This window comes from Streptomyces sp. IBSBF 2435 (assembly GCF_036815005.1).
Taxonomy (GTDB): domain Bacteria; phylum Actinomycetota; class Actinomycetes; order Streptomycetales; family Streptomycetaceae; genus Actinacidiphila.
The window spans coordinates 1-22,953 of the sequence record NZ_JAJSYW010000078.1 but is presented as its reverse complement, the minus strand read 5'-3'; the positions used below and the strand labels follow the sequence as shown (position 1 = coordinate 22,953).

Here is a 22,953-nt window from a genome sequence, read left to right as displayed (position 1 = left end):
CTCCTGCCGGCCAGGCCCAGGGCCGACGCGGCGGCCTCCGGCCGCCACACCCGGAGCTGGCGGTGTGTCTGCCGCCCGCCGCACACGAAAGCGGGGTGCCGCTGTGATCAGCGGCACCCCACCGGTGCTTTCGGGCGACTGGCGCGCCGTCAGACGGGGGTCGGCGCGGGCGGGCGCTCCTCCTCGGTGACGCGCGCGGGCGGCACCGGCTTCCGCTTCGGCTTCGTGGTGTCAGGCCCCATGCCCACCTTGGACCGCACGGTGAGCAGCGGCAGGAAGAAGAAGCCGAGGAACATCGGCGCCACCATGTAGCGGAACAGCGGGGCGGGGTTGGCCGCCAGCACGCACAGCTGGAGGCCGATCGTGATGGCCGTCAGCCCCAGCAGACCGCGCTGGCGGCGCTTGCGCACCATCAGGATCGCGATGGCGTAGCTCGCGTAGCACCACACCGCGCCGCGGAAGAACAGCCAGTCCAGCTGCGGCGTCTTGGAGGCCTTGAAGGCGAACAGCGCGCCCGTGTGCAGGGTCGTCGACAGCGGGCGCATCTTGAGGATGGGCCGGTACTTGCTGTGCTTGACCTCGGGGTTCCAGTCCGCCCAGCCGAAGAGGTTCTCCGGGGTCTCCGGGGTGGAGATCAGGGTGTAGCCGATCTTGTCCGCGGGGCCGGGCCAGATCGCCCAGGCGATGTGCGAACGGCAGAGCCGGGCGCCGATGAGCACGTCGGGCGTGCGCTTGGCGACCTCGCTCCAGATGTCGAGCAGCTGGGTGTTCAGCCGTGCCGCTTCCGGGCGGTTCATGGGCTTGGACATGGCCGGGTCGGCGGAGTAGCACGTGGCGGCGGCGCCGCCCCAGTGGCTGAGCGGCGCGACCTGCTTCATGATCGACAGGTCGTGCCGGGAGAAGGTCTGCGGGACCTTGCCGTAGGCCACGGCGATGTCCGCGTACTGCATCGCGTAGACCTGGTCCTTGGTGGGCGTCTGGATGCCCACGGCCGGGTAGACGACCGTCTGGAGGACCGCGGAGATCACCACGGGGACGATCGTCGCGGCGAGCACCCAGCGGCGCACCTTGGGCAGCGTGAACAGCAGCACCGGGGCCGCGAACAGCATGACGAGCAGCCCGTTGGTGCGGAAGACGCCCATGCACAGGCAGCCGAGGAAGAGCAGCCCCAGCTCCCGGTAGAACAGCCGGTCACGGTCCTGGGAGCGCCCGCGCAGCCGCCGGGCGATCAGCCTGCCGGTCGCGGCGAAGGCGAGCAGCGCCCCGATGGTGTAGGGCACGTCCTTCCACACGAAGACCACGAAGCTGCCGGTCGACGGCAGCAGCACCGCGAAGGCGGCGGCCGGCAGGCTCCAGCGGGCCCGCACCCCGAAGTCGCGGAGCATCACGCACGTGTAGGCGATCGTGGCGGACATCGCGATCGTCTGGAGCAGGGTCAGCGCCCACAGGTCGCCCGTGGTGTTGAGGGAGACCCAGACCATCGAGTCGTAGACCACCGAGTGGTTCGACATCCAGTGGTCCGTCGTGACATGCCACACATAGGCGATGGAGTCGTAGCTCATCGCGCCCGGGTAGAACGCCGCCCACCACAGCAGCAGCACCACCTGCGGGATGACGTAGGCAGCGATGGGCAACCGCCGGTGCGGCGGGACTTTCGCTATGAGATCGCGCGCCTGTGAGGTGTAGGGAATTTTCAACGGGACTCCGCAATGGATGGGCTGGAAGACGGAGCGGAGGCGAGCTGGACCATACGGTCGATGACACGATCCGCAGCGTGCCCGTCATCGAGGTCGCAGAAGAGGTCCTGGAACGCCTGATATGCACCGGCATATTGATCCGCAGTGCTGTCGATATTGCGAAGTGCCGCGATCAATTCGTCGGAAGTGTGGATCAGCGGCCCGGGTGCCTTCTCCTCGAAGTCGAAATAGAAACCGCGGAGCCGGTCCCGGTAGTGCTCCAGGTCGTAGGTGAAGAAGAGCATCGGCCGGCCGGTGTTCGCGAAGTCGAACATCAGGGACGAGTAGTCGGTGATCAGGATGTCCGAGATGAGGAACAGCTCGCCGATCTCGGGATAGTCGGAGACGTCCCACACGAAGCCGTTGCCCGCGCCGGGGACCGAGTCCACGATGTTCGCGTGCTTGCGGACCAGCAGGACGTGGTCGTCGCCGAGGGTGCGGGCCGCCTCTTCGAGGTCGATCCGCATGTCGAACTTGTAGTTCCCGGCCCGGTAGAACTGGTCGTCACGCCAGGTCGGCGCGTACAGCACGACCCGCTTGCCCTCGGGCAGCCCGATGGCCTCGCGGACCGCCCGCGCCCGCTCCTCCTGGTCCGGCGCGCGCAGCAGGTCGTTGCGCGGGTAGCCCGACTCCAGGATCTCCCCGTCGTAGGCGAAGGCCCGCTTCATGATCGGTGTGCTGAAGCGGTTCGGGGAGACCAGGAAACTCCAGTGCGGGGTCTCCTCCGACACCTTCGCCAGGTACTGGCGGTCGGCGAACTGCACGCTGTCGATGTCGTGCGCGATCCGCTTGAGCGGGGTGCCGTGCCAGGTCTGGACGATCACCTGGCCCTCGCGGCGGTTGATCCAGTGCGGCAGGTGCGAGTTGAAGACGACGTAGCGGCTCTCGCCGAGCGCGGCGTACCACTCCTTGCTCCAGCAGCGCAGCGCGGTGGCGCCCGGCGGCACGTCGGCCTGGCCGTCCTGGACGACCCACAGGTGCTCCAGGTCGCTGCCCCGGCGGACCAGCTCCTCGTAGACGGCCCGCGGGGAGTCGGAATACTGCCGGCCGTTGAAGCTGGCGTACATCACCTGGTTCTTGAGCGGCGCGGTCCTCGCGCCCTCGTAGACCTCGGTACGCAGCTGCCGCTGCCGGTAGCGCCCGGCCTCCTCGTCGTTGAGGTCGGTGTCGGAGCCGACGCACAGCCGGTCGAAGTAGCGGCTTCCGACGGTGTACCCGCGGCCGTTGGCCACCAGGGCGACCGGCAGGTCGGGCCGTACTCCTGCGGTGATGCGCACCGGGTAGCTGTCGTGGCTGCCCTCCTCGCGCAGGAAGACGTACCACTGGCCGGTGCGCAGCGGCCGCGGGCCGCTCAGCGTGCTCGCCGGCACGGGCCGGAACTCGGCGCGGAAGCGGTCGCCCGTCACGGTGACCGGGTAGACGTGCTCCTCGGCCTGCCGGCTGTGCCGCAGCACCAGGCTCAGCGGGCGCTCCGGTACGCAGGGCAGGGTGCCCTCCACCAGCAGGGTGTCCTGTGCCGACCGGGTGACCGTGTCGGCCAGGCCCTGGACCGGCTGGGTGCGCAGCACCAGGGCGCCGGCCGGGCTGCCGGTGACGTAGACGGCCCGGTCGCCCCAGGCGAGTTCGTCCTGCCCGCCGATCGGGTACTGCCGGGCCGGGGTCTGCTCGCCGCCGCCCACCGCGATCGGGTAGGACGCGCCGCCGGGCGCCGCCAGCTCCAGCGTCCAGGTCTCGGTGCGGTCGGGGTTGGCCGAGTCGCGGCCGGGGACGTCGAGCGACGCGGCGCCGACGGTCGCGGTGAAGGTGCGGCTGCCGTCGCCCTGCGTGTGCAGCACGACGGGCACCTCGAAGGAGTCGCCGGTGGAGCCCTGGGTGACGCGCAGCACCGAGCCGTCCGTCACGTCCCCGCCGCTGAGCGCGCCCTCGATCCGGATCTCCCGGCCGGTGACGTCATGGCCGGTGAGCCGGGCCCGTACCTGCTCCACCCGGATGTACAGGTGATCGTCGGAGATGTACGGCACCACCCGCACATCGGGGGCGACCCAGTGGGCGGCCGGGCTCTCGGCGCTCTCCGACAGGCCGGCCTTGATGCGGCTGCGGCGGGCCAGGCCCTGTTCCACCGCGCCGACGGTCAGCCGCCAGGTGCCCTCCTGCCAGGACCCGCGGTGCTTGAGCTTGTCGGGGTCCAGGGTGAAGGTGAACCCCGACCAGTCGTAGCCGTGCAGCGACTGCCAGGACGACACCGTGGCGTCGGGGGCGTGGGTGCGGCGCATCCGGGCGACGACGCTGCGCCGGCTGCCCGCCTCGCGCAGCAGCGCCATCCGCAGCGACCCGCCGGGCCGCTGCACCTCCAGGTTCCGGATGTAGGCGTAGCCGCTGACGTGCAGCCTGCCCTGCTGCCACTCGACGGTCGCGGCCCGCGCCCGCATGGCCAGTTCCTGGTTCAGCCGCAGCACCTCGCGCGGCACGGGGACCTGGCGGTCGCGCAGCTGGGGGTAGTCGGCGAAGTGCCGCAGGCCGCTGCGGGCCACCGGGATCGCCTTGCCGAAGTCCCGCTCGTACTGGACGAGTTCCAGTATGTCGTCGATAAGGCCCTCGGTGATGAAGTGGCACTTCAGCCGCATCGGCACCGGCAGGGCCGTCAGCACCTCGGGGTCGACCCGGCTGAGGAAGTCCTTGCTGCCGGTCATGAACTCGTGGCGGAACTCCTCGCCGGCCTCGCTGAGGACGTTCCAGAACAGCGGCAGCTCGTCGGTGATCGCGGCCTCGTCGTACCAGCGCTTGTAGCCGCGGTACTTCGCGCCCGGCTGGGCGGCCAGGAAGCGGCTCACCGAGTCGAAGGAGGTGATGCGGTCGCGCACCGACTTCGGCTCGGTCCGCTTCTGCGTGATCGAGGGGGCTCCCGCGGTCCGCTGCCGCCACAGGTAGATCGGCTCGTTGAGGACGTCGACGGCCTTCGCCCGGAAGTGGGCGGGAATCGTGACGGGCGCGTCCTCGTAAAGTATTCCGACCGGGAAGGAGAATTCGTGCTCGTCCCAGAACGTCCGGCGGAATACCTTGTTCCAGGCGGTGCGGTCGTAGAGGAGCCCCTTGTCGCGGGAGATATGGGTGCGCTCACGCGGCTTGTTCAGCCGCTTCGCGTGCAGGGTGGAAGGGGACGTCTCGCCCGCGACCAGGATGTCCACGTTGCCGGAGACGAAATCGGATCCGGTCTTGTCGAGACTTGTTATGCACCGCTGATACGCGTTGGACACCACGACGTCGTCGCTGTCGACGAACGCCAGGAATTCGCTGCCGTCACTGATGTGCCGTACGCCGGTGTTCCTGGCCGCGCCGAGGCCGGCGTTCCGCTGTTCCACCACACGGATGCGGGATTCCTTGGCCGCCCACTTGTGTGCGATCTCCAGGCTGCTGTCGGTGGAACCGTCGTCCACGACGACGGCCTCCCAGTCCGTGAACGTCTGGTCGGCGAGTGACTGAAGGCATTCGTCGAGGAACAACTCCACGTTGTAGACAGGGACTACCACCGAGAGACGCGGAGTCATCAGTGCGTTGCCTTTCTTTGCATGTGCCGAAGGCGGCACATTTCACGGCCGAGGCGGCGCCGGACGGTCCGACAATGATACGACCGGTGGCACGGCCTCCTGGCCGAGGAAGAACCTTCGTACCACGCGTTCGGCCGCGAAACCGTCGTCGAACTCACAGAACCGGGCCCGGAACCGCGCCCGTTCCTGTGCGTGCTCCTCGGTGTCCCACCCGCCCGACCTGAACAGGCCGACGAGCTCGTCCTCGGTGCTGACGACCGGCCCCGGCGGCTGCTTGTGGATGTCGAAATACGTCCCCCGCGTCGTCCGGTAGAGATCCCAGTCATTGGCATAGACGACGATCGGGCGGTCGAGGTTGGCATAGTCGAACATCGCCGACGAATAATCCGTGAGCAGGCAGTCCGCCGCCAGGTAGAGCTGCTCCACGTCGGAGTGGCCGCTGACGTCGACCAGCCGGGCCTTGCCGGTCGCGCCGGCCGCCGCGCTGTCGTCCTTGTAGTAGTAGTGGCCGCGGGCCAGCACCACATGGCCGGCCGGCAGCCGCTCGACGAACTGCTCCAGGTCTATCGGGAAGTGCAGCTGACCCAGGTAGTCGCGGTGGGTCGGCGCGTAGAGGATCACGGTGGCGCCCTCGGGCAGGTCCAGCGCGCGCCGGGCCTCGGTCACGGCCGCCCGGTCCGCGGTGACGAGCACGTCGTTGCGCGGGTAGCCGAGCTCCAGCGGCTCGTAGGACGCCGGATAGCTGCGGTCCCAGATCCTGGTGGTGTAGCTGTTCGCGGTGAGGCTGTAGTCCCACTTGTCGACCCGGCGCATCAGGTCGGTCAGCTCCATCGCGCCGAGCGCGGTCGGATACTCCGCCAGGTCGATGCCCATCCGCTTGAGCGGGGTGCCGTGGTGCGTCTGCAGGTGCACCTGGCCCGGCCGCTTGACCCAGCTGTTGCCGAAGTTCACGTTGTTGACGAGATACTTCGCGCGTGCCATCGCCCTCCAGTAGGCGAAGGATCCCGGGTGCACACGGGCCGTACCGCGCGGCAGCGTCGCCCGCACACCGGACTTGAGCACCCAGACGGTACGGACGTCCGGCGCGAGTTCGAGCAGCTTGCGGTGCACCGCGGCCGGGTTGCAGGCGTAGCCGGTGTTCCAGTAGGCCGCGAAGACCGCCAGGTCGTCCCGGACCGGCAGCATCCGCTGGAGCCGGTAGTACGTGCGCAGGACCGACGTCCGCAGTGGCCGCTTCAGCGGCGCCGCCGTCTTCTTGGCCCGCCGCAGCAGCCGCCGGGCGGGTGCCTTGGCGGCCCGCTTGCCGGCCGCGGGCGCCGCGGCGGCCTGCGGCCCGCCGGCCGGCAGGTGGGCGGCCAGCGACTGCGCGCTGCGGGTGCGGAATTCCGCCAGGTCGCCGGCCGGCAGGCGGCCGGGCGACTTCTCCACCGTGCGGTAGTGGTTGCGCATCAGTTCGTGCAGCCGAGGCCGCCACGCGTCGAACCGCGGATTGGCGTCGATGAAGCCGAAGGTCCGCTCGTACTGGTCGATGACGTCGAAGTGCTTGCGGCTCGTGCTGTGCAGGATGCTGCCCTGCCGCCGCTGCCGGTAGTGCACGCACACCCGGTCGAGCAGCGCGATGCTCTCCGCGGCGATGAGCACCGGGTACGTCCAGGGGGTGTCCTCGTAGTAGCCCGGCGGGAACTCCAGGCCCCAGCGCTCGATGAAGTCACGCCGGTAGGCCTTGTTCCAGGCGACCTGGAGCAGGGCCAGCAGGTCGGGGTGCTCCTCCAGCGTCACCACGGGCTTGGCGGCGCCGGACAGCACGTCCGCGCGCTTGTTGCGTACCGTGCGGCCGTCCCAGGTGGTCCGGGCGTAGTCGAAGACCAGCAGCTCGGGGTCGCCGGTGTCCCTGAGCCGCCGGTCGATCGCCGCGAGCGAGCCGGGCAGCACCGTGTCGTCGCTGTCGATGAACAGCAGGTAGCTGCCGGAGGCCTTGGCCATTCCGGCGTTCCTGGCCCGGCCGAGGCCGACGTTCTCCGGCAGCCGCAGCGAGACGACCCGCGGGTCGGCCGCCGCGTACTCGTCCATGATCTCCCCGGAGGCGTCGGGGGAGCAGTCGTCGACCGCGATGATCTCGAAGTCCTCGAACGACTGCTGGAGCAGTGAGTCCAGACAGTCCCGCACGTACGCCTCGACGCCGTGGGCAGGGACGATGATGCTGAACCGCGGCGCGTGGGGCTGAGAGGGCATTGAGCGTGATCCCTAGCGTTCCAGGAGGATTTCCGATGGGACGGGCAGGCCGGCGGTGGCGGGCAGGTGTACCGCCGGGGCGACCGGGGTGAACGGTGGGCCGGAGCGAAAGAGACTACTCCTGCCCGGCGGCCGGCTGCTTGCGGCCCCCGGCGAAGGCGTGCGTCAGCAGCGTCCTGAACGCGCCGAACTGACGGGCGCGCAGCGCGCCGGGCACCATGCTCAGGGCGTGCAGCCGCATGGACACGTGCCGTCTGGCGGCCCGCGCCGCCTTGTGCCAGCCGTGCTCGTCCAGCACGTCCGCCACACCGAGGAAGTAGCGGCGCGCCTCGCCGAAGCGGGCGCCCGACATCGCCTCGTGCGAGGACAGGCTGCTGGTGTGCCTGCGGTAGCGGAAGCAGACGGTGGGGTCGACGGCCAGCTGCTCGCCGCGCTGCACCAGGTCGATGACCAGCGCCAGGTCCTGGATGACCGACAGGTCCTCGCGGAAGTTGATCTTCTTGACGATGTCGGACCGCCAGCACACCGAGGGGAAGTACAGCCAGTTCCCGCTGAGCAGGTTGGTGGCCAGCGGCTCGCCTTCGAGGACGCGGGCCCTGGTCGCGTCCGGCGCGTACAGCCGCCGCTTCACCTCGTCGACCAGGGTCTTCACCGGCTCGCCGCGCTCGTCGATGACCTGTACACCCGGCTGGTACATCGCGGCGTCCGGCGCCGCGGCGGCCATCGAGCGGATCGTGGCGACGTAGTCGGGCAGCATCAGGTCGTCGCTGCCCATCATGACGAAGTGGGCGTGCTCGACCAGGTCCACGCACTTGCGGAAGTTGCGGGTGATGCCGAGGTTGCGCTCATTGCGCTGGTAGCGCACCCGCTCGTCGCCCAGGCTCGCGAACCACTCGGCGACGCCGGGCTCGCGGCCGTCGTCCACGACGGTCAGCCGCCAGTCCTTGTCGGACTGGTCGAGGATGCTCTGTACGGCCAGCTGCAGCAGCCCGGTGTCCCCGTAGTGCGGCAGCATGATGTCGATCGTGTCCATGTGCGGTGCCTTACCGTCCCGTCGTGACGGACGGCTGCTGCATGTCGACCTTGCGGCCCAGCGCGACCACCAGGATCAGGCCGATCCGCAGCAGGTACATCATGGCGCGCAGCGGTGACTGGCTCGGTGTCCCCGCTATTCGCTCGCGCATGGCCACCGGCACCTGCCGGACCGTGTAGCCGGCCCGTATCGCCGACACCGTGCTCTCCACCGTGTCGCCCAGGTACTCCATCGGATACGTGCGCGCGAACTGGCCCAGCAGGTCGCGGTTGCAGGCGCGGAAGCCGGAGGTCACATCGGTCAGCCTGGTGTGGGCCATCCGGGACAGCACGGCGGCCAGCACCTTCATCGCCCACTTGCGCGGGCCGCGCACCGAGTAGTCGCCCTCGCCCGCGAACCGGGCGCCGATGACCAGGTCGGCGTGCTCCAGCTCCTTGAGCAGCTGCGGGACGCACCGCGGGTCGTGCTGGCCGTCGGCGTCCACCTGGATGGCCACGTCGTAGTTGTTGTCGGCGGCATACCGGTAGCCCAGCCGCATCGCGCCGCCGACGCCCAGGTTGTACGGCAGCCGCAGCACCCGCGCGCCCGCGCCCAGTGCCACCCGTGACGTCTCGTCGGGTGAGCCGTCGTCCACGACGACGGTGTCGGCGCCCGGCAGGGTCGCCCTGACTTCCTTGATCACCCCTGCCACGCCCTCGGCCTCCATCCAGGCCGGCAGGATGATCAGCACGCGCTTGCCGTCGATCACGACGCCGCTCCGGTCTCGCTCGGGTTGGGGGCGGACGGGGGCGCCGTCGCGGCGGCGGCCGTCACCGGTGGGCGGGGAGTGTCGTCCGGCTGCTTGGACGCGCCCCGGATGAGGGCGATCTCCTCGGCCAGCGTGCGGGTCTCCTCCTCCAGGTGGCCGACTTCCCAGCTGAGCTGGAGGCAGACCATGAAGAGGAAGACGACGCTCAGGAAGAGGATGAAGCTCACACCGGACCGGACGCCGACGGTCTCGGCCACCGAGTCCAGACCCCGGGGAAAGAATCCCAGCGGAATGATGAGAACGCCGGTCACCATCCACAGCGCGGCGTATTTCTCCTTGAGCTTCCGCCGGCGCAGCATCTCGGCGATGATCAGAACCAGCACGACCCCCGTCAAGGAGGTGAGGATCCACAACTTCATGCCTAGACACTCCAGGGACTCGCGTGATCGTGCACCGAGGTCTGTTCTTCGCATCGGCCGTTCGCGCGCTCACCGATGGTGATCGTCCACGCTCCTGGCGCAGGGAACGTATGAACACCGGCCTGGGCTTAAACTACAAGTGAACAGTCGGTTATCTTACACGGCCACGCAAACCGACAGCCATGCAGGCGGCCACGACGACGGCCCCTATGGCGTAGGCGATCTCGACCCGGCTGCGCAATGCCATCGGGCTGACGGTGATTCCGATCAGCACCGCGGTTCCGACCACCCAGGAAATCAGCTGCTTGCGGGCACCCCCACTGGTGAGCAGGGCCTGGCCCAGCACCATGGCGATCATGTAGGCGGTGGTGCCGAAGGCCAGCCACCCGAAGTCCGCGGCGGTCAGGATGTCGGGCGCGCTGAAGAGCGCGGGCAGCAGGGCGGGACCGATCGCGACCGCGCACAGACCGCCCGCGGCCCCCAGCGATCCGGTGACCAGTACCGCCCGGAGCAGTAGCCGAGAGTAACCGCGGTGGTCGCCCTCGGCCGCGGCCGTCGACAGCCCGCGCAGCAGCGAGACCTGGAAGGCGCCGAAGACGAACAGCGGCACCCGGGCCAGTACGAGCGCGGCCAGCAGTGCCGTGACCAGCTCGGTGTCGTCCGTGGAGATGACCTTGGTGCTGATGACCGCGATATTCACCAGCAGTTGGGCCAGAAGGGTGGAAGCCACCAGCATGCCGAGCCGCTGGCTCATCTCGCGCCAGGGGGCCGGCGTCCCCGGCCGCGCCTCGGTCAGCGCCGGGCGGACGGTGGCGGCGACCGAGATCAGCGGCGCCACGGTGAGGATCATCGCGAAGGCGAAGGTCGAGTGGACCCCGGCGACCGCGAGGCCGACCGAGAAGACGATACGGAGCATGCCGTCCAGCCCGAGCTGCATCCCGTAGGTCCTGAACAGCCCCAGGCCCGCCAGCACCCCGCGGGTGACATGGGCGCAGGACAGCGCGGCGAAGGCCCCGGCGAGGCTGAACACCAGTGAGATGTCGCCGTCGAAGAGCAGGTCGGCGATCGGCCGGGCCAGCAGCGCCAGCGGCAGCAGGGTGGCGCACAGCAGCGAGCCGGACAGCGCCGCCCCGCGCAGCAGCGCGGGGCGGGCCCCGTCGCCGGCGACCTTGCGGGCGGCGACCACCCGGGTGATCTCCTGCTCGACGGGGAAGAACAGCCCGAGGCCGATGGAGAAGACCACCGTCCACAGCACGGAGAAGGCCGCGGTCGCGTCCGAGTCGCCGTTGAGCGCGTGGTTCGCCGCGGACAGGTGGACGTAGCTGGCCAGGCCGAGTACCGCCGTGCCGCCGCCGACCAGGGCGGTGCCCTGGGGGAGCGCGGTGGAGATACGGGCGCTGAGCGTCGTCGTCATCGGGCGGCCCGCGGCGCGGCCAGGGCGGCGCTGAGGCCGGGTATCGCGGCGGCCAGGTCCGTGTGCCAGTCGGGCATCGGGTCGAACCCCGCCGCGGCCCAGCGGTCGTGGCCGAGCACGCTGTACGAGGGGCGGCGGGCCGGGCGTACGAAGCGCTCCGAGGTGGTGGGGCGCACCCGCTCCGGGTCCAGGCCGTGCAGGGCGAACGCGGCGCGGGCCAGGCCGAACCACGTCGTACTGCCCGACGCGGTGCCGTGGTAGACGCCCGCGGGCGCCCGGCCGGCCAGCGCGGCCTCGCCGAGTGCCAGCAGGCGTACCGCCAGCGAGCGCGTCCAGGTCGGCTGCCCGAGCTGGTCGTCCACCACGTCGAGGGTCTCCCGCTGTTCTGCGAGGGTCAGCATGGTGGTGACGAAGTTGCGGCCGTGCGCCCCGTACAGCCACGCGGTGCGGACCACGTAGCCGCGCTCCGGCAGCAGGTCGAGCACCGCCCGCTCGCCGGCCAGCTTGCCGCGGCCGTAGGCGTTGAGCGGTGCGGTGGGGGCCTCCTCGGCGTACGGCCGGTCGGCGTCGCCGGGGAAGACGTAGTCGGTGGACGGCTGGAGCAGCGGCAGGCCGTGCCGGGCGCAGGCCTCGGCGAGCCGGCGGACACCGTCGCCGTTGACCCGGGTGGCGGCGGCCTCGTCGGCCTCGGCGCCGTCCACGTCCGTCCAGGCGGCGGCGTTGACCACGATGTCGTGGCCGGCGACCGCCGCGTCGGCCGCGGCCGCGTCGGTGATGTCGAGGTCAGCGCGGGTCAGGGCGGTCGGGTCGGCGTCCGGTGCCCGGCCGAGCACATCGATCAGATCCCGGCCGAGCATGCCGCCCGCTCCGGTGACCAGCCAGCGTGTCATGCCGACAGTTCCGCCTTTTCCTTGAGGGGCTCCCACCACTGGCGGTTGTCCCGGTACCAGGCGACGGTGTCGGCCAGGCCCTCGTCGAAGCCGGTAAGGGGCTCGTACCCCAGTTCCTCGCGGATCTTGTCGATGCTCAGCGAATAGCGCAGGTCGTGGCCCTTGCGGTCCTCGACGTGCTCGACCTGGTCCCAGCCGGCCCCGAAGGCCGCGAGCAGCCGCTCGGTCAGCTCACGGTTGGTCACCTCGGTGCCGCCGCCGATGTTGTAGACCTCGCCGGACCGGCCCTTGTGCAGCACCAGGTCGATGCCGCGGCAGTGGTCGGAGACGTGCAGCCAGTCCCGTATGTTGCGGCCGTCGCCGTACAGCGGCACCTTGCGGCCGTCCAGCAGATTGGTGACGAACAGCGGGATCATCTTCTCGGGGAAGTGGTAGCGCCCGTAGTTGTTGGAACACCGGGTGACGGTCACATCGAGGCCGTGGGTGCGGTGGTAGGCCAGCGCCATCAGGTCGGAGGCCGCCTTGGAGGCGGAGTACGGCGAGTTGGGGGCCAGCGGCCACTGCTCGGTCCAGCTGCCCTCGGTGATCGAGCCGTAGACCTCGTCGGTCGACACATGGGCGAACCGGCCGACCCTGTGCCGCAGCGCCGCGTCGAGCAGCACCTGGGTGCCGAGCACGTTGGTGGTCACGAAGGGTGACGCGTCGGCGATCGAGCGGTCGACGTGCGACTCGGCCGCGAAGTGCACGACCGCGTCCTGGCCCGCCATCACCGCGTCCACCACCGACCGGTCACGGATGTCGCCGCGGACGAAGGTGTAGCCCTCGTGGCCGGCGACCGGGGCGAGGTTCGCCTCGTTGCCCGAGTACGTGAGGTTGTCCAGAACGGTGACCCGGGTGCCAGGACCGGACGGCAGCTCGCCGAGGAGCGTGGCCCGGACGAACTGGGAACCGATGAATCCGGCACCGCCGGTGACGAGAATTCTCATGGGAGCATCATCTTAAGACATGGTTACGCGCCGGTGGCCGCTCGGGGGGTGCCCGGTGGCCGTGGCTATCATGAACGCCATGCGTGGAATCCTGCTCGCCGGCGGCACCGGGTCTCGTTTGTGGCCGATCACCAAGGCCGTCTCGAAGCAGCTCATGCCGGTCTTCGACAAACCGATGGTCTATTACCCGCTGTCCACTCTCATTATGGCGGGCATCAAGGACATCCTGGTCATCACGACGCCGGACGACCGGGCGCAGTTCGAGCGGCTGCTCGGCGACGGCTCCCAGTTCGGTCTGGACATCCGGTTCGCCGCCCAGGAGAAGCCCGCCGGTATCGCCGAGGCATTCATCATCGGCGCGGAATTCATCGGTGACGACTCCGTCGCCCTCATCCTCGGCGACAACATCTTCCACGGCACCGGCCTGGGCACCCAGTTGCGCAGCTACCGGGAGCCGGACGGCGGCGTCGTCTTCGCGTACGCCGTCTCCAACCCCTCCGACTACGGAGTGGTGGAGTTCGACCCGGACGGCGTGGCGCGGTCCATCGAGGAGAAGCCGGCGAAGCCGCGGTCCCGCTACGCGGTGCCCGGTCTGTACTTCTACGACCGGGAGGTCGTGCCGATAGCCCGCCGGCTGACCCCCAGCGCCCGCGGGGAGCTGGAGATCTCGCACGTCAACCAGGAGTACCTGGAGCGCGGCAGGCTCAAGGTGTCCGTCCTGGACCGCGGCACGGTCTGGCTCGACACCGGCACCTTCCACTCCCTGGTCCAGGCCTCCGAGTACGTCCGGGTGGTCGAGGAGCGGCAGGGCTTCAAGATCGGCTGCGTCGAGGAGGCCGCCTGGCGCGCCGGGCTGCTGGACGACGCGGCGCTGCGGGCGCTCGCCGAGCCGCTGTGCAAGAGCGGCTACGGCGACTATCTGCTGGAGATCCTGGAGCACCCGCAGCACTGAGCGGCCGCACCGACCGGCCGCGGGCCGCCCCGGTGCTCAGCGGCCGGCGGCCCGCAGCTCCCGCTGGAAGTCCTCGCACGCCTCGAACGACGGCAGCAGGCCGGCGTCCGCGGCCTCCCGCAGGGTCGGGGCGTCGCGGTCCTTGTCGGACAGCAGCGGCTCGACGCCGGCCGGCCAGCCGACGGCCAGCTCAGGGTCGAGCGGGTTGATGCCGTGCTCACGGGTGGGCGCGTAGCCCTCCGAGCACAGGTAGACCACGGTCGCCTCGTCTGTCAGCGCCATGAAGGCGTGCCCCAGGCCCTCGGACAGGAAGACCGAGGTGTGGTCCTGGTCGTCCAGCCGGACGCCCTCCCACTGCCCGAAGGTCGGCGAGCCCACCCGGATGTCCACCACCACGTCGAGCACCGCGCCCCGCACGCACTTGACGTACTTGGCCTGGCTCGGCGGGACGTCGGCGAAGTGGATGCCGCGCAGGGTGCCGCGCGCCGAGACCGAGCAGTTGGCCTGCGCCAGCGCGAGCGTCCGGCCGGTGGCCGCGGTGAAGTCGGCCTCGCGGAACCACTCGTGGAAGCTGCCGCGGCTGTCCGGAAAGACCTTCGGTTCGTGCACCCAGGCCCCGGAGATGCCGAGCTGCCTCATTCGATCACGTCCTCGCGTTGTCGCTGTGCCGCCGCGATCCTACCGGCGGCGCGCGGGCGCCCGGCGCCGCTGCACCGGCCGCCGGGCCGCTGTGCAGGGTCGATAGGCTGCGGACATGACGTGGATGATTACCGGCGGCGCGGGTTATATCGGTTCCCATGTCGCCGCGGCGCTCGTCGCCGGCGGACACCGGGTGGTCGTCCTGGACGACCTGAGCACCGGTGATCCCGCGCGGCTGCCCGCCGGTGTGCCGCTGGTGCGCGGCAGCATCCTGGACCGGGCGGTGCTCGACCGGGCGCTGCGCGGGCACGAGGTGCGCGGCATCGTGCACATCGCGGCGAAGAAGCAGGTCGGGGAGTCCGTCGCCCGCCCGCTGTGGTACTACCGGGAGAACGTCGAGGGCCTGCGGACCGTACTGGAGGCCGCCGTCGAGGCGCGGGTGCGCAGCTTCGTGTTCTCCTCGTCCGCCGCCGTCTACGGCATGCCCGACGTGGACCTGGTCACCGAGCGGACCCCGTGCGAGCCGATGAGCCCGTACGGCGAGACCAAGCTCGCCGGGGAGTGGCTGGTCGCCGCGGCCGGGCGGGCGCACGGGATGTCCACCGCATCGCTGCGCTACTTCAACGTCGCCGGCGCCGCCTCCCCCGAACTGGGCGACCCGGGGGTCTTCAACCTGGTGCCGATGGTCTTCGACCGGCTCTCGGGCGGGCTGCCCCCGCTGGTCTTCGGCGACGACTACCCGACGCCCGACGGCACCTGCGTGCGCGACTACGTCCACGTCGAGGACGTCGCGTCCGCGCATGTCGCCGCCGCCCGCCGGCTCACCGAGGACGGCGACGCCCACCTGGTGCTGAACATCGGCAGCGGCGAGGGCGTCTCGGTGGCCGAGATGGTCGGCATCATCCAGGAGGTTTCGGGCCACACTGGGACCGCCCCCGACGTGGTCGCCCGTCGCCCCGGCGACCCGGCCAGGGTCGTCGCGTCCGCGGAGTCGATCGGCAAGGAACTGGGCTGGTCGGCCGCCCACGGCGTACGCGAGATGGTCACCTCGGCCTGGGCGGGCTGGCAGCTGCGGCACCCGTAGCCGCGGGCACACGAGGCAGCGCACCCCGGCGCTCAGGTCGCCGCGGCGCACCATCCGACACGAGGGACGGACGTACGTGACGACGGCGGCACGGCAGGACGTGGTGGAGGCCCGCAGAGTCGTGGTCAAGGTCGGCTCCTCGTCGCTGACGACCGCGGCCGGCGGCCTGGACGCCGACCGGGTGGACGCCCTGGTCGACGTGCTGGCCAAGGCGCGCGAGGACCGGGAGATCGTGCTGGTCTCCTCCGGCGCCATCGCCGCCGGGCTCGCCCCGCTCGGGCTGGACCGCAGGCCGCGCGACCTGGCGCGGCAGCAGGCCTCGGCCAGTGTCGGGCAGGGCCTGCTGATGGCCCGCTACACCGCCTCCTTCGCGCGGTACGGCGTCCGGGTCGGCCAGGTGCTGCTGACCTCGGACGACGTCAGCCGCCGGGCCCACTACCGCAACGCCTACCGCACCCTGGACCAGCTGCTGGCGATGGGCGCGGTGCCGGTGGTCAACGAGAACGACACCGTCGCCACCGACGAGATCCGCTTCGGCGACAACGACCGGCTCGCCGCCCTGGTCGCCCACCTGGTGCGCGCCGACCTGCTGGTGCTGCTCTCCGACGTCGACGGCCTCTACGACGGCGACCCGCGCACCCCGGGCACCAGCCTGATCGCCGAGGTCACCGGCCCGGCCGACCTGGCGGGCGTCTCCATCGGCAGCGCGGGCCGGGCCGGGGTCGGCACCGGCGGGATGGTGACCAAAGTGGAGGCCGCCGCCATCGCCACGGGCGCGGGCGTCCCCGTCGTGCTGACCTCGGCGGTGCACGCCGCCGACGCGCTGGCCGGCCGGCCCACCGGCACCCACTTCCACCGCACCGGCAAGCGCTTCGCCGACCGGCTGCTGTGGCTGGCGCACGCGTCCACCCCGCGCGGCTCCCTGCGGCTGGACGCCGGCGCGGTCAGCGCGGTCACCCAGCGGCACAGCTCGCTGCTGCCCGCCGGGCTGACCGGGGTGGAGGGCGACTTCGCCGCGGGCGACCCGGTCGACCTGAGGGACGAGTCGGGCCGTGCGGTGGCCCGCGGCCTGGTCAACTACGACGCCCGCGAACTGCCCAGGCTGCTCGGCCGCTCCACCCGGGACCTCGCGGCGGAGCTGGGACCTGCCTACGAGCGGGAGGTCGTGCACCGCGATGACCTGGTACTGCTGAGGCAGCAGGGGCTGCCGGGCTGACCTCGTCGGGGGCTTCTTGCGGAAAACACCCCCGCCGCCTGCCCGAGCCTGGTCAACTTTGATGAGGATGCGATGCGCAGGTACGTCCCTGCCACCGTCATGTCCGCGCCCACCGCCACGGGCCGGCCGGCGGCAGTGACCGCGACCCACAGGGGAGGCCGCCGGTGAAACGAGGGCGCCCAGGGCCAATGACCAGGAACTCGCCGGAGCGCGCGCTGGTCAGCGTCGACTCCGCGGCGCCGGAGGACGCGGTCGTGCCGCAGCAGGGGCGGCCGCAGGACCGCGCTCCCGCCCGGCTGTGGCATGTCACGCTCAGTGTCGCCGGGCCGCTCACCCCGCTGCCCGAGCTGCGCCGCGGCCTCGAACAGCTGGCCAACGACCACCCCTTCCTGCTGACCAGCCGCTACGCCCCCGACCACGCGGAGATCCGCTACTGGGAGGAGGCGAGGGACGTGCACGACGCCGCCGCGATCGCGCTGCGGCTGTGGGGCGAGCACCGCTCGACCGCCGGGCTGCCGCCCTGGGAGACCGTCGGCCTCGAAGTGATCGACCGGGAGACCTACCACCAGCGGCTCGCCGAGGGCTACGGCCCGGCGCCCGCGGTCCCGGTGGGCGTGCACCCCTTCTGACCGGGCGCCCCGTGTACGCCGTCCGCCGACCGGGCACCCCCGGCGGCGGACCGTGCCCGTTCAGTACGCTGCACCCATGGACCTGCTCTCGCCGCTGCCGAAGTCCCCCGTGATGCTCGCGGCGTACCGCGCCAAGGCCGCCGCCGCGGACCTGGCCCCGCTGCCGCGGGCCGCGAAGGACGACGCCCTGCTGGCCATCGCCGACGCGCTGATCGTCCGCACCCAGGAGATCGTCGCCGCGAACGCCGAGGACATCGCCCGCGCCGAGGAGGCCGGCACCAGCCCGGCGATCATCGACCGGCTCACCCTCACCCGGGAGCGGATCGCCGCCATCGCCGCCGACGTCCGCCATGTCGCGGGCCTGCCCGACCCGGTCGGCGAGGTGCTGCGCGGCTCCACCCTCCCCAACGGCCTCGACCTGCGCCAGGTCCGGGTCCCGCTGGGCGTGGTCGGCATCATCTACGAGGCCAGGCCCAACGTCACCGTCGACGCCGCCGCGCTGTGCCTGAAATCGGGCAACGCGGTCCTGCTGCGCGGCTCGTCGTCCGCCTACGCCTCCAACACCGCTCTGGTCACCGTCCTGCGCGACGCGGTCGGCGGCGCGGGTCTGCCCGCCGACGCCGTGCAGCTCGTCCCCGGCGAGAGCCGGGAGTCGGTCACCGAGCTGATGCGCGCCCGCGGCATGGTCGACGTGCTCATCCCGCGCGGCGGCGCCTCGCTGATCCGTACCGTCGTCGAGGGCTCCACCGTCCCGGTGATCGAGACCGGCACCGGGAATTGCCACGTCTACGTCGACGCCGAGGCCGATCTCGACATGGCCGTGGAGATCCTGGTCAATTCCAAGGCCCAGCGGCCCAGTGTCTGCAACGCCGCCGAGACCCTGCTCGTGCACCGCGGCATCGCCGACCGCTTCCTGCCCCGCGCCCTGGCCGCGCTGGCCGCCGCCGGGGTCACCGTGCACGGCGACCCGCAGGTGGTGGCCGCGGCCGAGGCACTGGCCGCCGACGGCGGCAAGGCCACCGTGGTGCCGGTCACCGCGGAGGACTGGGAGACCGAGTACCTGTCGTACGACATCGCCGCCGGGGTGGTCGACTCGCTGGAGGCCGCCGTCGCGCACATCCGGCTGTGGTCCTCCGGCCACACCGAGGCGATCGTGACCACCTCGCAGCCCGCCGCCCGCCGCTTCACCCAGCTGGTCGACGCGGCCGCGGTGATGGTGAACGCCTCGACGCGCTTCACCGACGGAGGCCAGTTCGGCTTCGGCGCCGAGATCGGCATCTCCACCCAGAAACTGCACGCCCGCGGCCCGATGGGGCTGCCCGAGCTGACCTCCACCAAGTACATCGTCACCGGCGACGGGCACATCCGCTGACCTGCGGCGGTACGAGCCGGGCCGATACTGGGCCATCCGGGTGCACAGCCGGTCCACAGGCGACCGGGATTCCCCTGCCCAAAGGGCCAACTTCCGCATTACTCTGGACAGATGCCGGACGATGACGAATTCGCCTCCGTAGTCCTCGACGAAGAATTCGTACGGTCTGCTCTGTTCCACGAGCCCACGGCCCGGGAACGGATGCTCGCCGTCGCCGAAGGTCCCGCGCTACCGCCCGGCTGGCCCGGGCGGCGTACCACCCCGCGCTCCGCCGTCCCCGAACCGGGCGGCGACGCGGAATTCCCCGATTCCGACCCGCTCTATGCCGCCGGGCACCCCTACCGCGGCAGCAACACCCGCTGGCACCGTCCGGTCGCCTGGGCGCTGGCCGTGGTCATGGGCATCGGCGTGGTCGCCCTCACCTTCGCCGCGGTCTACCGCGGCGCGGGCGGCGGCATCCGGCAGCCCGCCGACCCCCCGCCGTCCAGCGGCAGTCCGGTCGGCGGCCAGACCATCCCGCCCGTCGCCAGAACCCCGGTGCCCTGATCTCATGTCAACTCGACGGGCATCGGGGCGTTTATTCCCGCGCCCGCAGACTTAACCTTGTGATATGAGCGGGCCTGGAGACCCTCCTGAGGGCACGCCCGAGGGCGCCTCAGGGGGCGGTGAGGACGAGTACCGATCCGTCGTATTCGACGAATCGTTCGTGAAGGCTGCCCGGATCCAGGAGTATTCGGCGCGGGAGCGGCAGGACGACGCCGCCCGCCCGGTCAGGATCCGCCATGTGCTGCCCCGCGGCCTGGCCCGCCAGGCGGTGGCGCTGATCTCGCTCATCGTGCTGGCCTTCGGCTTCGCGATCTACATGGGGGTACGCCACCCGTACAAGGCCCGCGAGGCCGGCTCGGGTGAGCAGCTGCGTGTCACGGTGATCCCGCTGGTGCCCAGCGGCACCGTCCCGGCCGTCTCGCCGACCGCGCCTTTCGCCGGGACCGCGGCAGCCGGTTACGGGCGCGGCGCCGGCGGGCTGAAGCTGCTGCCGGCGGACATGCACCGGATCGGCGGATACGCCGAGAGTGAGGTCAGGGCCGGCTACGAGACGGCCAGGGAATTCCTCACCGACTCGGCCATCGACGCGCAGACCGTCACCGGCGGCGATGTGCGCGGGGTGCTCGACCTGCTCGACCCCGGCCAGGTCGACCAGTTCGAGAGCAGCCTCAGTGCCCCGGCCGCCGACGGCACCCACGAGGCCACCGGCTGGCTGGTGCGTTTCGACCCCGACCCCGGGATGCGGGTGGAGCTGGTCGACGGGGACGGTGTACGGGTGGACGGCACCTTCTCGGCGGCCGAGACCGGCGACAACCGGCTGGAGATCACCGCCGACCACACCTACGTCTACGCGATCCGCGGCTCGTCCGACGCCACAGGACCCGTATCGCTGTTCACCGTTCGGCGGCAGCTGCGCTTCCAGTTCGACCACGACGAGCTGCGGCGGCACCGCGTCGAGGTGGTGCAGGCGGACATCGCGGCGGGACCGCTGGCCTGTGCGGCCGAGGTACAGAGCTACTTCCGGCCGATACTGGCCGGCCACTCCGCGCCCGGCGCTGTCAGCAGCGCCGACCCCTACGACCACGCCCGCCCGCCCGGTGCCGTCTGCGCGCCGCTCACCGGCGCCGCGCCGACACCCACGGACACGCCGTCGCCCGGGGCGACGCCCCGGGCGACTGGCACGAACACGGCGGCCACCCGTACGGCGGCCACTCATTCGGCGGCCGTGGCGAACACCGCGGCCACCGCTCCTACTGCAGCGGGCTCTCCGGCTGATCGTCGTCGTCCGGTGTCGAGTCCTCCGCTGACCCCGCGGGCCGCTCCGCGGTCGCCTGCGACGTACCGGACCCCGTGAAGCGGTCCCTGAGCTTGCCGCCGACGTCGCCCGCGCCATTGGTGATGTCGCGGATCAGGCCCATCAGCGGGTCCTTGCTCTTCTTCACCGAGTCGGCGTAGTGGTTCGCCGACTCCCGGAAGGCGTCGGAGACCGAGGCGTCCTTGTCGGTGGTCCGCCGCGGGTAGTGCCCGTCCATCAGCCGCTGGTAGTCCCGGGTGGACGCCCAGCGGCGCAGCTCGGCGGCCCGCACCGTGGTGAACGGGTGGCTGCGCGGCAGCACATTGAGGATCTTGAGCACCGAGTCGCGCAGATCGCCCGCCGCCTCGTACTCGTCGGCCTGCTTGAGGAAGGCGTCCACATTCATCTCGTGCAGATGATTGCCGCCGGCGATCTTCATCAGGCCGCGCATCGACGCCTGGAGGTCCTGGCCGACCAGCAGCCCGGCCCGGTCGGCGGACAGCTCCGACTTGCGGAACCACTCGCGCAGCGCGGTGATGATCGCCAGGATCGCCAGGTTGCCCAGCGGGATCCACGCCACCCGCAGCGCCAGGCTGGTCAGGAAGAGCAGTATCGTCCGGTAGACCGAGTGGCCTGACAGCGCGTGGCCGACCTCGTGGCCTATGACCGCCCGCATCTCCTCCTCGTCCAGCAGCTCGACGAGACCGGTGGTGACCACGATGACCGGCGCGTCCATGCCGATGCACATGGCATTGGGCTGCGGGTCCATCGTGACGTACATCGACGGGACCTTCTCCAGGTCCAGGATGTAACAGGCGTCCCGCAGCATCGCGTTGAGATGCGCGAACTGCTCGTCGCTGACCCGGACCGAGTCCGACAGGAACAGCAGCCGCAGGCTGCGCTCGGGCAGCAGTCCGCTGAGCGCCTTGAAGACCGTGTCGAACCCGGTGAGCTTGCGCAGCGCCACCAGCGCGGACCTGTCCGCGGGGTGCTCGTAGGCACGTGAGGAGATGTCAGGGAACCGCTTGCGGTTGCGTCCAGGCAGCTTTTCCGTGCTCACGCGCTCGTCGTTCGGTCCGTTCGACTCGGACATACTGGCCCAACCCCCTGGTAGCCCACCGGTACATAGTCTGGACGCGCGGAGCCTGCGCGAAGTTCCCGCGGGGCCGCCCGTACGATGTGCCGAGAGTCTTCCCGCCCGTCCCCGACTTCGCAAAGGGTCTCGCTGATCATGTCGCCCCTCGCAGCCTCCGCCCTGACCACCCTCGCCGAGGAGTCCGGCGGCAACCACCACAGCCTCAGCCCGTACCTGACCGGCTTCGGCGCCCTCGGCGCCCTGCTGCTTCTGCTGTGGCTGGTCACCCGCTTCAACCGGGACTGACCGTCGCCATGCCGGACAGCAAGCACCGCATCGGTGTGATGGGCGGTACGTTCGATCCCATCCACCACGGGCACCTGGTGGCCGCGAGCGAGGTGGCGAGCCTCTTCCACCTCGACGAGGTGGTCTTCGTGCCCACCGGGCACCCCTGGCAGAAGAGCGACCAGCAGGTGTCGGCGGCCGAGGACCGGTATCTGATGACGGTGATCGCCACCGCGTCCAATCCGACGTTCTCGGTCAGCCGCAGCGACATCGACCGCGCGGGCAAGACTTATACCATCGACACACTCCGCGACCTGCGGGCCGAGCACCCGGCGGCCGAGCTGTTCTTCATCACCGGAGCGGACGCGCTGTCGCAGATCTTCTCCTGGCGGGACGCCGAGGAGCTGTTCTCGCTCGCACATTTCATCGGGGTCACACGTCCTGGGCATACGCTGTCGGACCCGGGCTTTCCCGAGGGCGGAGTGTCGCTGGTCGAGGTCCCGGCGCTGGCGATCTCCTCGACGGACTGCCGCCAGCGGGTGGCCAAGGGGGATCCGGTCTGGTATTTGGTTCCGGACGGGGTGGTGCGCTACATCGACAAGCGCGCGCTCTACCGGGACGTTACCGGGTAGCAGGCGCCGCGAAACGAAGCACGTGAAGGGGTTCCTCGTGAACGACGCAAACCCCCGTTGGCAATATGCCGAGGGCGGACCCGACGACGAGAGGGACCCCTACCCGCAGGACCCCTATTACCAGCAGCAGTCCTACGGTTACGACCAGTACGGCAATCCCCGCCCGCAGCCCCCGCAGCCCCCCCAGGTACCGCAGCAGCCCGGCTACCAGGACCCGTACCAGACC

General features: G+C 70.9%; 20 protein-coding genes and 1 pseudogene. 10 read left to right on the top strand and 11 right to left on the bottom strand.

From position 1 onward, the window contains the following. Window positions 1–149 precede the first annotated feature (149 nt). From V7E46_RS17330 to rfbB, 9 genes are all read right to left on the bottom strand, one after another. Window positions 150–1,634 carry a DUF6020 family protein gene (locus tag V7E46_RS17330; RefSeq protein ID WP_333769238.1) on the bottom strand — a complete coding sequence of 495 codons (1,485 nt, stop codon included), beginning with the start codon at window positions 1,632–1,634 and terminating at the stop codon, window positions 150–152. Window positions 1,635–1,693: 59 nt separating this feature from the next. Beyond that, entirely contained in the window at window positions 1,694–5,281 is a 3,588-nt protein-coding gene (locus tag V7E46_RS17325; RefSeq protein WP_333769237.1) for a bifunctional glycosyltransferase/CDP-glycerol:glycerophosphate glycerophosphotransferase, read from the bottom strand. A gap of 42 nt (window positions 5,282–5,323) precedes the next feature. Further along, window positions 5,324–7,513 carry a bifunctional glycosyltransferase/CDP-glycerol:glycerophosphate glycerophosphotransferase gene (locus V7E46_RS17320; protein WP_333769236.1) on the bottom strand — a complete coding sequence of 730 codons (2,190 nt, stop codon included), beginning with the start codon at window positions 7,511–7,513 and terminating at the stop codon, window positions 5,324–5,326. A 115-nt stretch (window positions 7,514–7,628) separates the two neighbouring features. Then, the gene (locus V7E46_RS17315) at window positions 7,629–8,546 is read right to left on the bottom strand and encodes a glycosyltransferase family 2 protein (RefSeq protein WP_329178966.1); all 918 of its coding nucleotides are present in this window, start codon (window positions 8,544–8,546) and stop codon (window positions 7,629–7,631) included. 10 nt (window positions 8,547–8,556) lie between these two features. Then, on the bottom strand, window positions 8,557–9,294 hold the full coding sequence (locus V7E46_RS17310; RefSeq protein WP_333769235.1) for a glycosyltransferase family 2 protein: 738 nt from the start codon (window positions 9,292–9,294) through the stop codon (window positions 8,557–8,559). Continuing rightward, complete coding sequence (locus tag V7E46_RS17305; protein WP_329178969.1) at window positions 9,291–9,713, bottom strand: DUF2304 domain-containing protein; 423 nt, start codon at window positions 9,711–9,713, stop codon at window positions 9,291–9,293. The genes V7E46_RS17310 and V7E46_RS17305 overlap by 4 nt, the downstream gene beginning before the upstream one ends. 151 nt (window positions 9,714–9,864) lie before the next feature. Continuing rightward, window positions 9,865–11,127 carry a hypothetical protein gene (locus tag V7E46_RS17300; RefSeq protein ID WP_333769234.1) on the bottom strand — a complete coding sequence of 421 codons (1,263 nt, stop codon included), beginning with the start codon at window positions 11,125–11,127 and terminating at the stop codon, window positions 9,865–9,867. Next, window positions 11,124–12,017 (bottom strand): dTDP-4-dehydrorhamnose reductase, encoded by an 894-nt coding sequence (rfbD, locus tag V7E46_RS17295; protein ID WP_333769233.1) that lies wholly within the window; start codon window positions 12,015–12,017, stop codon window positions 11,124–11,126. The genes V7E46_RS17300 and rfbD overlap by 4 nt, the downstream gene beginning before the upstream one ends. After that, a complete protein-coding gene (gene rfbB / locus V7E46_RS17290; RefSeq protein WP_333769232.1) occupies window positions 12,014–13,003 on the bottom strand; it encodes a dTDP-glucose 4,6-dehydratase in 990 nt (329 codons plus the stop codon). Before rfbB ends, rfbD begins: the two co-directional genes overlap by 4 nt. 79 nt (window positions 13,004–13,082) lie before the next feature. Between rfbB and rfbA the strand changes: the two genes are divergently transcribed. Continuing rightward, window positions 13,083–13,955, top strand: a complete 873-nt coding sequence (gene rfbA / locus V7E46_RS17285) for a glucose-1-phosphate thymidylyltransferase RfbA (RefSeq protein WP_443054207.1) — start codon at window positions 13,083–13,085, stop codon at window positions 13,953–13,955. Between the two features lie 36 nt (window positions 13,956–13,991). Here the strand turns inward: rfbA and rfbC are convergent, their stop codons facing one another. After that, complete coding sequence (rfbC, locus tag V7E46_RS17280; RefSeq protein WP_333769230.1) at window positions 13,992–14,594, bottom strand: dTDP-4-dehydrorhamnose 3,5-epimerase; 603 nt, start codon at window positions 14,592–14,594, stop codon at window positions 13,992–13,994. A 115-nt stretch (window positions 14,595–14,709) separates the two neighbouring features. Here rfbC and galE point away from each other — a divergent pair, with 115 nt between their 5' ends. The 6 genes from galE to V7E46_RS17250 all read left to right on the top strand — a co-directional run bounded on the left by galE (window position 14,710) and on the right by V7E46_RS17250 (window position 20,795). Continuing rightward, window positions 14,710–15,678: a UDP-glucose 4-epimerase GalE gene (gene galE, locus V7E46_RS17275; protein WP_333769229.1), complete on the top strand. Its 969-nt coding sequence runs from the start codon at window positions 14,710–14,712 to the stop codon at window positions 15,676–15,678. 121 nt (window positions 15,679–15,799) lie between these two features. Then, the gene (gene proB, locus V7E46_RS17270) at window positions 15,800–16,894 is read left to right on the top strand and encodes a glutamate 5-kinase (protein WP_443054208.1); all 1,095 of its coding nucleotides are present in this window, start codon (window positions 15,800–15,802) and stop codon (window positions 16,892–16,894) included. A gap of 188 nt (window positions 16,895–17,082) precedes the next feature. Beyond that, window positions 17,083–17,523: a hypothetical protein gene (locus V7E46_RS17265; RefSeq protein WP_443054206.1), complete on the top strand. Its 441-nt coding sequence runs from the start codon at window positions 17,083–17,085 to the stop codon at window positions 17,521–17,523. A gap of 76 nt (window positions 17,524–17,599) precedes the next feature. Then, complete coding sequence (locus V7E46_RS17260) at window positions 17,600–18,895, top strand: glutamate-5-semialdehyde dehydrogenase (RefSeq protein WP_333769227.1); 1,296 nt, start codon at window positions 17,600–17,602, stop codon at window positions 18,893–18,895. A gap of 111 nt (window positions 18,896–19,006) precedes the next feature. Continuing rightward, a complete protein-coding gene (locus V7E46_RS17255; protein WP_333769226.1) occupies window positions 19,007–19,441 on the top strand; it encodes an SCO2583/SCO2584 N-terminal domain-containing protein in 435 nt (144 codons plus the stop codon). Between the two features lie 64 nt (window positions 19,442–19,505). After that, complete coding sequence (locus V7E46_RS17250; RefSeq protein ID WP_333769225.1) at window positions 19,506–20,795, top strand: SCO2583 family membrane protein; 1,290 nt, start codon at window positions 19,506–19,508, stop codon at window positions 20,793–20,795. On the opposite strand, the gene V7E46_RS17245 is transcribed toward V7E46_RS17250, so the two are convergent. Beyond that, window positions 20,692–21,828, bottom strand: coding sequence for a M48 family metallopeptidase (locus V7E46_RS17245; RefSeq protein WP_333769224.1), 1,137 nt, complete (start codon window positions 21,826–21,828; stop codon window positions 20,692–20,694). The two genes, V7E46_RS17250 and V7E46_RS17245, sit on opposite strands and share 104 nt — an antisense overlap. A 138-nt stretch (window positions 21,829–21,966) precedes the next feature. Between V7E46_RS17245 and V7E46_RS17240 the strand changes: the two genes are divergently transcribed. The 3 genes and pseudogenes from V7E46_RS17240 to V7E46_RS17230 all read left to right on the top strand — a co-directional run. Next, window positions 21,967–22,116, top strand: coding sequence for a hypothetical protein (locus V7E46_RS17240; protein WP_329178990.1), 150 nt, complete (start codon window positions 21,967–21,969; stop codon window positions 22,114–22,116). Between the two features lie 8 nt (window positions 22,117–22,124). Then, window positions 22,125–22,727: a nicotinate-nucleotide adenylyltransferase gene (nadD, locus tag V7E46_RS17235; protein ID WP_333769223.1), complete on the top strand. Its 603-nt coding sequence runs from the start codon at window positions 22,125–22,127 to the stop codon at window positions 22,725–22,727. 37 nt (window positions 22,728–22,764) lie between these two features. Further along, window positions 22,765–22,953: pseudogene (locus tag V7E46_RS17230) on the top strand (hypothetical protein); the annotation flags it as partial.